General features: G+C 41.0%; 10 protein-coding genes. 7 read left to right on the forward strand and 3 right to left on the reverse strand.

Annotated elements, in window-relative coordinates; genetic code table 11:
• Positions 1-326 precede the first annotated feature (326 nt).
• The 3 genes from ACUVJL_RS31370 to ACUVJL_RS31380 all read left to right on the forward strand — a co-directional run bounded on the left by ACUVJL_RS31370 (position 327) and on the right by ACUVJL_RS31380 (position 1,427).
• Positions 327-458, forward strand: a complete 132-nt coding sequence (locus tag ACUVJL_RS31370) for a hypothetical protein (protein ID WP_445249406.1) — start codon at positions 327-329, stop codon at positions 456-458.
• Between the two features lie 121 nt (positions 459-579).
• Positions 580-858, forward strand: coding sequence for a hypothetical protein (locus ACUVJL_RS31375; protein WP_445249407.1), 279 nt, complete (start codon positions 580-582; stop codon positions 856-858).
• A 128-nt stretch (positions 859-986) separates the two neighbouring features.
• Entirely contained in the window at positions 987-1,427 is a 441-nt protein-coding gene (locus ACUVJL_RS31380; protein WP_445249408.1) for a nitrogen fixation protein, read from the forward strand.
• A 101-nt stretch (positions 1,428-1,528) separates the two neighbouring features.
• On the opposite strand, the gene ACUVJL_RS31385 is transcribed toward ACUVJL_RS31380, so the two are convergent.
• From ACUVJL_RS31385 to ACUVJL_RS31395, 3 genes are all read right to left on the reverse strand, one after another.
• Positions 1,529-1,678: a hypothetical protein gene (locus ACUVJL_RS31385; protein WP_445249409.1), complete on the reverse strand. Its 150-nt coding sequence runs from the start codon at positions 1,676-1,678 to the stop codon at positions 1,529-1,531.
• Positions 1,679-1,707: 29 nt separating this feature from the next.
• Positions 1,708-2,976 (reverse strand): nif11-class peptide radical SAM maturase 3, encoded by a 1,269-nt coding sequence (locus ACUVJL_RS31390; RefSeq protein WP_445249410.1) that lies wholly within the window; start codon positions 2,974-2,976, stop codon positions 1,708-1,710.
• Positions 2,977-3,647: 671 nt separating this feature from the next.
• A complete protein-coding gene (locus tag ACUVJL_RS31395) occupies positions 3,648-4,013 on the reverse strand; it encodes a Nif11-like leader peptide family natural product precursor (RefSeq protein WP_445249411.1) in 366 nt (121 codons plus the stop codon).
• Between the two features lie 411 nt (positions 4,014-4,424).
• On the opposite strand from ACUVJL_RS31395, the gene ACUVJL_RS31400 reads away from it, so the two are divergent.
• The 4 genes from ACUVJL_RS31400 (at position 4,425) to ACUVJL_RS31415 (ending at position 8,016) form a co-directional block, all read left to right on the forward strand.
• Positions 4,425-4,682 carry a hypothetical protein gene (locus ACUVJL_RS31400; RefSeq protein WP_445249412.1) on the forward strand — a complete coding sequence of 86 codons (258 nt, stop codon included), beginning with the start codon at positions 4,425-4,427 and terminating at the stop codon, positions 4,680-4,682.
• Between the two features lie 495 nt (positions 4,683-5,177).
• On the forward strand, positions 5,178-6,335 hold the full coding sequence (locus ACUVJL_RS31405; protein ID WP_445249413.1) for a phosphotransferase family protein: 1,158 nt from the start codon (positions 5,178-5,180) through the stop codon (positions 6,333-6,335).
• A gap of 25 nt (positions 6,336-6,360) precedes the next feature.
• A complete protein-coding gene (locus ACUVJL_RS31410) occupies positions 6,361-7,473 on the forward strand; it encodes a T3SS effector HopA1 family protein (RefSeq protein ID WP_445249414.1) in 1,113 nt (370 codons plus the stop codon).
• 384 nt (positions 7,474-7,857) lie between these two features.
• Positions 7,858-8,016, forward strand: a complete 159-nt coding sequence (locus ACUVJL_RS31415) for a hypothetical protein (protein ID WP_445249415.1) — start codon at positions 7,858-7,860, stop codon at positions 8,014-8,016.
• Positions 8,017-8,147 lie beyond the last annotated feature (131 nt).

The raw sequence follows: 8,147 nt of genomic DNA on the forward strand, positions 1-8,147 counted from the left end.
ATGAATTCGAGTCGAGCAATTTAGACGAAAGAGGATTTATTTCTCTGATAAACATCATATGAAACTGTAATTAACTCATAATTTTGCCTGGAATATCATTATACTATGTATTTGTGTAATTAATTCTGTCTGACTACTTAATAGCAGTGCATCTGTTGCTTGCCCCTGGGCTGCGGCTGAAAGTGAAGTTGGTGTCTAACTCTTGAGACATAACTGCTTGAGTTAAAGTTACTGCAGGCGAGCTTCTCAGTCCATTTCTCCAAAAGTGGGGCGCTAGACTTCACAGGCAGTTTCAGAAGAGCTGGCTGGTTGCCTTTGCCATTGCATTGTCCCACAACCGGGCTGCGATCGCCCTTTGGCTCTGGAGCGCGATCGGCTCTGGTTATTGGCTAGCTCGATCGCTCTTACTGGTTGAGTCGATCGGCTTTAGAACAATTTGCATAAATTTGCAGACATAATTTTGAATATTTTAGCTAGAAAATAACCTCAAGCTAGGATACAAAATTACTCGAATTGTCTAAGATGTTAAAAACCACAACAATTCCCAGTTGCGATAAATTCTTTGTATATCCTTAAATTATGGCACTTCTTTTAAGTTCCCACAACGTTGCCAGTTATTTGAGAGGCTTAACTCTGTGTACTGATGCAGACCAAGACCTGGTTCAGATTGATTCAATCCCCGCTAAAAATTTTAATTTGTTAGTAACTCTCTCTAACGGTCATAAATACCTTGTGAAGCAGGAACGTTATGCCTCTGATGGAAAAACGGCTGGCGAGTTTTTGAATGAATGGCGAATTCAAAAGTTTTTGCAGCAGTCGAGGCTTGTGAAAAAAAAATCAATTAAAATAGTTGATTGAATAGACGGATTTTTATCAACTACTCTTTAAAGCCTTATCACTTGGTTAGTTTGTGGTGATTTAGCATTCCGTCTTAAATTGCTAGAAACTGCTTACATGAAAAGCTTGAGAATTTTCGGAGAGGTCTAATGGAAGAAATCGATGTTAATAGTTCTACACCCCTTTGCCCCAGTGCGCGAGCTGAAGTCGGGAATAGTGCAGTATTTGGGGTAATTGCTGGCACAGTAGAAAACCCTCAAGTCGCTTATCTTAAACAAGTTCAGCCTCTAACTGACGAACTTATGGTTTTGAGCGGGTCGGTTACGCCAACAGAAGTGTTTCGGATTGCGGCTCCATGTGCGGAGACAGGTTGCCAGCATTTTGATGGCGCAAATTGTGGTCTGGCAACGCGAGTTGCAAACCAAATGGCTGCGGTGTCGGAGAATTTACCACCTTGCCCTATCCGTCGCGAGTGTCGGTGGTGGCAGCAAGAAGGTAAAGCAGCGTGTATGCGCTGTCCGCAAATTATTACAGATAACTACCTCCAATCTGAACAATTACGTGAGGTAGCGACACCTAAGGCTGTTTAATCAATTCAATCAACTGCATAGTAAAAGCCCTCTGATGATTAATTAGAGGGCTTTTACTATACTCAATTTAGAAAGCCTAGCTAATCTGTAAACGTTAGAATTTAGTTTTTGCTCAAAGCTTTCTCTTTTTTATCTAAGGCTTGTTTGGCTTTCAACATGGCTTTTAAAAAGGCTAACTCGCTGCTCCATGCGCTGCGCGGAAGGATAGTAATTGGAGAATTATCATTGAAGGAATTGAGATTTTCTGTCATAACTTATACATCCTTACAACTGCAATTGATTAAACTTCAACTAATGGGGATTCGGAGGGTTCCTGTTCATCCGCCCAAGTTGCCGGCCATTGGATGCGATCGCTTGTAAAATGAAGCGGGTCATTCTCCAACCAAGGAGCATTAATAGCCTCTTCAATTAGTTCAAATTCACCATTATCAAACGGCAGCCCTGGCGCGGGAACTTTAGGAGAAACGCGCTCTCGAATTCCCTTTTCTGCCTGTACGATCGCCCGATGGTGGCAGTAAGGATTATTTCCGCGACGGTTAAAGAAAACATGGGCAGTCCAAGTACAGCCTCCCCGGCAAAGTTCGGCAAACTCACAGGTTTTACAAAAGCCCCATAAATGCGCTGTTCCTTGAGGCGTTCCCGCGCCTAAATTGAAACGCAACTCGTCAGTTTCTTCAACAATTGTACGGAGTGAATGGTCTCTGATATTGCCACCAGTATAAGCTGATGTCGGTAAAGAAGGACAGCCTTTAATCGCACCATCTGCCTCAATTCCTAAAGTAGAAAGTCCCGCAGAACAGCCTTGCCAAAATGCCCACTCGTTTTCGTCACCGCGTCCTCGCAACAACCGTTCGTCAGGGCCATAATAACCGATGTTATTACCGGGCTGGATTTGAACACCCTCGCGCTTTGCCCGACGAGCTACGCGGGCTAGCATGGGATAAATATCCAGTAGTTCGCAGGGTTGCAGGAGAATATGGGCGTTGTCTGCCGCATTACCCATCGGCACGGTTAGTTGAATTTGCCAAGCGATCGCTCCGGCGTCGCGAATATGTTCGTAGATGCAAGGAAATTCTGGTGCTGACAGGCGGTTAATTTGGGTGTTACAACCGAATTTTATGCCGGCTTCTTTGAGATGGCTCATCGTTTTAAACGCATATTTCCAAGAGCCTTGCCGTCCGCGCAAGCGATCGTGCGTTTCCTCTAAGCCATCAATGGAAACCGAGACGGTTGCAATGCCTGCTTCTTTCATTCGACGTGCTGTTTCTAGCGAGATGCCATAACCTCCAGTCGTCATACTGCAAAGCATCCCCGCTTGATTAATCGCTTTAGCAATTTGCAGCCAATCTGGACGCATAAATGCTTCGCCACCAATCAATGTAACTTCTTTAATGCCGACTTCTGCCATCTGCCGAACAAGATCAAATGCCTCTTCTGTAGTAAGCTCTGTGGTGCGTGCGTGTCCCGCTCGCGAACCGCAGTGACTACAAGCCAAATTGCACTTTAGAGTAATTTCCCAAACAGCGTAACTCGTGCGACGGTATGTCATAAAAACCTTTAGTTTTTTTTGAGATAAACGGGTTAAGTTAATTTCTTATCCTGTGGGAGACAGACTCAAAGCCTTAGGTCTCCCTTTTTATTTTGCCTCAGAACACAAAAGAAATAGAGACGGAGTAAATATTTTGAGTTCGGGGAACTCTGACGACGCTAATGCTACTAATGCTAATAAAACCACCTGCGGTATACAATTGCTTGTAATCTTTTAGGTCGGTTAGGAAGCTCTCACTCCTTGAAAGAATTTAGAACCTGCAAGCTTCACGTCAGATATAGTGATGCTAGCCCAGGGCTGTTTCATTCTCAGGGAAACCAGGGTTTTGTAGGGGTAGTGCCCCCGTGCCTACCCTCCCCATCCACGATTTGCAGGCGTTTCAGGGATTGGGGCAACCACGGGGGGATTGGGGCAACCACGGGGGGATTGGGGCAACCACGGGGGGATTGCCCCTACAATGAATGAAACAGCCCTGGATGCTAGCCAGGGGTAATTTCCTCTTAATTTAAATGATTGAATCTGTTAGAGTGAAAGAAAGCAAATTTATCATTAGTAAACTCCTAGCTTAAAGCTTCGCCGCTTGAGGAATACACTTCGGTGTGACAACAAATACTTGCTTAAAATATAGCGATCGCGCTTGCCATCCTCAAAGCGGCAGATGAAAAATGTAACTAGAAGTAGTCGGGTTCGGTAATTACTCCGTACATCGCTTGTTGGGGAGGCGAAATTTTTGATTCTAGATCCTGCAAGACCGCGCCGTACATGGGTTGAAAAATGGGATATTTTCCGCCAATAAATCCACCGAGGACTCCAGCTAATTCCTCTTCAGTGAGTTCAGTGAGTTCGCCCCGCTCTTTTGACTCTAATACATGGAGAGCAGCAGTTTCAAATTCTTCTTTTGAAAAAATGTAGCCAGCCGATTTCAATACTTGCTGACGTTCCTCAACGGTGCTGTTATCAAGTTGAGTGCGGAAGGATTGGTCTTTAACCAATCTTACCAAAAATTCTTTCAGTCTTTCAAACAAATTTACAGACATATATTCCTCCGTTGAATCAAAATAAAAAGCAGGAGAAAGCCGAAAACAAAACATTCAGCAGTTCTGACTATAGTTTGCCAAGAGTTGAAAAAATAAGTCAATGTGCTGAAACACAAATTCAGACTTAAATACTTTAATTATGTCTTCTTTAAAGATTGTAATTTATGGGATATTCAAAAGTTTTGTATAGATTTAATACTTTTATGGCAGAATATCCGCAATTAGTTAACAAAAGTATAACTACTTTATTTAACGAATCTTTCTTGTTGAGACATAATTAGTTTGTTTTTATCTCAAAAAAGCCCTAAAAATACTTGGAATTATTAGTTAGATTAAGTTAAACTCAAATTTGTCAGTAAGGCATACCTAGCTGAAAATGTTCAAACACAGTTAAAAAGGAGAAAAGTAAGAATGGATGCTAATTCAAGAAAAAAACCGAGTCAACTTGAAATTAACGATTTGATTGCTGAAGCCGTGGTTAATGCAGAAGCACGACGCAACCAAGCAGAAGAGTTATTGTCTGAGGAGCAAGCAGGTGAAGTCAAGGGTGGTTTACCTAAAATACTTCCCTTCGGAATAATAATTCCCTTCGGAAGAATAATTCCCTTCGGATTAATAAAAGCCTCACCCTCATCTTATAGCAGTGGGGAAAATTTGTTGGAAAGCTAGTTCCAACAATTGCTCTCTCACAGGACTTACACAGGCACGCTATATATAGCGTGCCGAAAAAGGGAAATCGCTTTTCAAACTTTTGAACGATCGTCCGTACTTTGGTTGCTTATGTCTTAGGTAGCTGGTGGGTAAAAATTCTTTGGAGTGTGTTGTGTTTTGGGAGCGGGAAGCATGATTCTACATATAATATTTCTCCTATAGAGAACTTCTCTCATATAAATGAGGTGTTATAACAGCAGTCAGTAAACCAATTCCAAAGGTATTGCTCATCTACTTGCTCAAATGCGCTCGCTATTGCTAGCTTCAATATTTGATAATTTCTTCCACCCTGAAATCGGCTCTAGAACAATTGCATAAATTTGCAGACATAATTTTGAATATTTTAGCTAAAAAATCACCTCAAGCTAGGATACGAAATTACTCTAATTGTCTAAGATGTTAAAAACCACAACAATTCCCTGTTGTAATAAATTGTTGGTATATCCTTGAACTATGGCACTTCTTTTAAGTTCCCACAACGTTACCAGTTATTTGAGAGGCTTAGCTCTGTGTACTGATGCAGACGAAGACCTGGTTCAGATTGATTCAATTCCCGCTAAAAATTTTAATTTGTTAGTAACTCTCTCTAGCGGTCATAAATACCTTGTGAAGCAGGAACGTTATGCCTCTGATGGAAAAACGGCTGGCGAATTTTTGAATGAATGGCGGATTCAAGAGTTTTTGCAGCAGTTTCCAGAACTGGAAAACTTTCGGGCATTATTGCCAGTCGTGTTACATTTTGATCGTGAAAATTCCATCATGGTTTCCCAGTATCTAGATGACTATCGCGATTTAGCTGATTTCTATGCGAAAGAGAATGTTTTTCCGAGCGCGATCGCATCCTCAATTGGGACTCTTATAGCCACAATCCATCGCTCAACCTACAACCGCCCACAATATCGGGAGTTTTTTTATAAAACTAATACTCTCCCCATTAATCGGGTTAAATACGTTACAAATAAACTGGAACGAGTAGAACCTGAAATTTTTGGTATGGTTCCTCCCGAGGTCCTCAAATTCATTTCCCTCTATCAGCGCTACGATAGCTTAGGGCAGGCAATGGCGGAGCTCTCTACTGCTTTTAATCCTTGTTGCTTGACGCACAATGACTTGAAGGTGAATAATATTCTTTTGCACGTTGATTCACATAAATCTAGCGAGAAGATTGTCCGATTAATTGATTGGGAGCGAGCAAATTGGGGAGATCCAGCATTCGATTTAGGAATACTGATCAATACCTACCTAGTAATATGGCTAAATAGCTTGGTTATTAGTAACTCACTCACTATTGAGGAATCTTTACGTTTGGCTACAATTCCTCTTGAGAAAATTCAGCCATCTATTGCAGCCCTGACTTGCACTTATTTCGATAACTTTCCCGAAATTTTAGAGCATCGCCCTGATTTCTTGCTTCGAGTGGTTCAATTTACTGGTTTTGGATTAATTCAACAAGTTTTGTCAATGATGCAAAATCAAGCATCTTTGGGAAACACCGGGATTGCTATACTCCAAGTAGCCAAAAGTTTGTTATGCCGTCCAGAACAATCTATGCAGACTATTTTTGGTTCTGGTACTGTTGAACTAAGTAGATTCAGCTTTTCTGCCTCTTAAAATCTCTAGCCGCAACAAAACTATTATGCCCTTACTTGATTCTCCTAGCACTCATTTAGCAACTACCACAGCGAAAAACTTGCAGAATACATTGCAAGATATTGCTACCAATGTTCAGATATATCCTAATTTCTGCATTCGTCATCCAGATTACAAACCTTTTGCAGTGCCAGATGAAGTGGTTGCTAGGTTTCAGAAAATGTCACCAGATATCCAGAGCAAATATCTGAATTTACAGCTGTGCACTTTTCTCTACGGTATCTATTACAACGGCTCTATGCGAACTACTCTTTTACAAGAGGTGACTTCCGCTCGTCAGGCACTCAACTTAGATAATAATACTTTCTTGGGAGTAGATTTGGATTTTTACAATCGGTTGCACGAAAATAACAGTGGGATTGGTTACTTCGATTCTGGTTGGCATATTCTTAAAGAAGAAATTGATGGTAGTCTAGCAGTGACGAAAAACGGTTTGAGGCTGCATATTGAACGCGAACGCCATCTGCAACCATCTCAACAAGATGCTGTTGTTGGTGATTCAGTATCTATCCAAATGCCCAAAAATTTGCTGCCAAACGGCTTTTATACAGCAGTTGGTAATGCCTGGTTAAATAATCTCAATCATTCAGATAGTCATGGCGCTATTGCACGCATTTACTTTAATTTAACTCCTGAAGGTGCAGCTGCGGTTATGCTTTCTGCTACACGCTTGTTGAATGATATTGCTGTGAGTTTCAGCTTCAAAGTTTTGTACAACCCAGGTGACTACGGGCGTTACGACTCAGGAGTTTTGTACTTTGCGAAAAATGATTATGAAGCTATTCGCTTGGTACTTCAGATTGTCTATTTTGAAAACCAAGTGCATTTTCAGCCGGAAATACCCCTGTTTACCAAGCAGCTAGCACCGGGGCTAGGGCTAGCAGAAGAACCAGACTGCAAATTTGGGCATCAAGAAAGCTTTGGGAGGAACCGCTGCCAAATTATAGCTAATGGTTTGCTGGAAGCTTGGCATAAAAGAGATGAGTCCCCAGACAGCCGGATGAATGCTATCATACAGCACTTCTCCCTGTTGGGAATTGACTGGCAGCGTGCCTATCTTAATGCTAGCTCTGAAGACATCTACACACCGTTGAATTGATTTTATTTCAACCTTAGACATCTCCTCATAACTTACGAATTCAGCCTTAATATTTCTACTTCAGTCTAAGAGCGAACTTGGGCTGATTTCTTTTTTGTAGAATTTGGGACTCAAAAAAATTAGGGACATAAATAACTTAATAACGTTCTCAATCTTTTGTAAATCTGAAGTTATTTGGCTTCACAAATAAGCTTGATAGTCTCAACAGTTTTTCCAAAAGTTATATTAGTTTCATTTTGCAGACATAAATATGTCAATTATATTTTTTATTTATCAATAAAACTCTTGATTTTGTCAGTTTAATCAAGGAAGATAGTAATGTAATTAAGCAACAGACCGTTTAGTTACATCTTAACTAAATTCACATTAGGAGTAGATTGAAAAATGGCTAGCATTATAATTTCTGACCTCGAACCCGCTGGTGCCAATCTGTTTCGAGATTCCGAAAGTTTTCTCCAGGAATTAACAGAACAAGAAGTTAGTGATGTCTTAGGCGGCGGGTTTATATTTTTGTGGACTTTCATCTGCTGGCATGATTGCTAAATAGCTGCAAAAATTAAAATTAAACCCAAGAATATTAGCTCTTGGGTTTAATTTTAATTTTTGCTAGCTCAACCTTATCGATAGATAAGAGAGTTTTAGATTGTTCTAGATGTCCGTAACAATTTCCACTC

It is taken from the genome of Microcoleus sp. OTE_8_concoct_300 (assembly GCF_031383065.1).
Classification (GTDB): Bacteria; Cyanobacteriota; Cyanobacteriia; order Cyanobacteriales; family Microcoleaceae; genus Microcoleus.

What these genes read in the sequence shown, in the direction of transcription:
- ACUVJL_RS31400 (WP_445249412.1), top strand. Translation starts at nt 4,425, where the DNA reads ATGGATGCTAATTCAAGAAAAAAACCGAGTCAACTTGAAATTAACGAT.
- ACUVJL_RS31390 (WP_445249410.1), bottom strand. Translation starts at nt 2,976, where the DNA reads ATGACATACCGTCGCACGAGTTACGCTGTTTGGGAAATTACTCTAAAG.
- ACUVJL_RS31405 (WP_445249413.1), top strand. Translation starts at nt 5,178, where the DNA reads ATGGCACTTCTTTTAAGTTCCCACAACGTTACCAGTTATTTGAGAGGC.
- ACUVJL_RS31415 (WP_445249415.1), top strand. Translation starts at nt 7,858, where the DNA reads ATGGCTAGCATTATAATTTCTGACCTCGAACCCGCTGGTGCCAATCTG.
- ACUVJL_RS31375 (WP_445249407.1), top strand. Translation starts at nt 580, where the DNA reads ATGGCACTTCTTTTAAGTTCCCACAACGTTGCCAGTTATTTGAGAGGC.
- ACUVJL_RS31410 (WP_445249414.1), top strand. Translation starts at nt 6,361, where the DNA reads ATGCCCTTACTTGATTCTCCTAGCACTCATTTAGCAACTACCACAGCG.
- ACUVJL_RS31385 (WP_445249409.1), bottom strand. Translation starts at nt 1,678, where the DNA reads ATGACAGAAAATCTCAATTCCTTCAATGATAATTCTCCAATTACTATC.
- ACUVJL_RS31380 (WP_445249408.1), top strand. Translation starts at nt 987, where the DNA reads ATGGAAGAAATCGATGTTAATAGTTCTACACCCCTTTGCCCCAGTGCG.
- ACUVJL_RS31395 (WP_445249411.1), bottom strand. Translation starts at nt 4,013, where the DNA reads ATGTCTGTAAATTTGTTTGAAAGACTGAAAGAATTTTTGGTAAGATTG.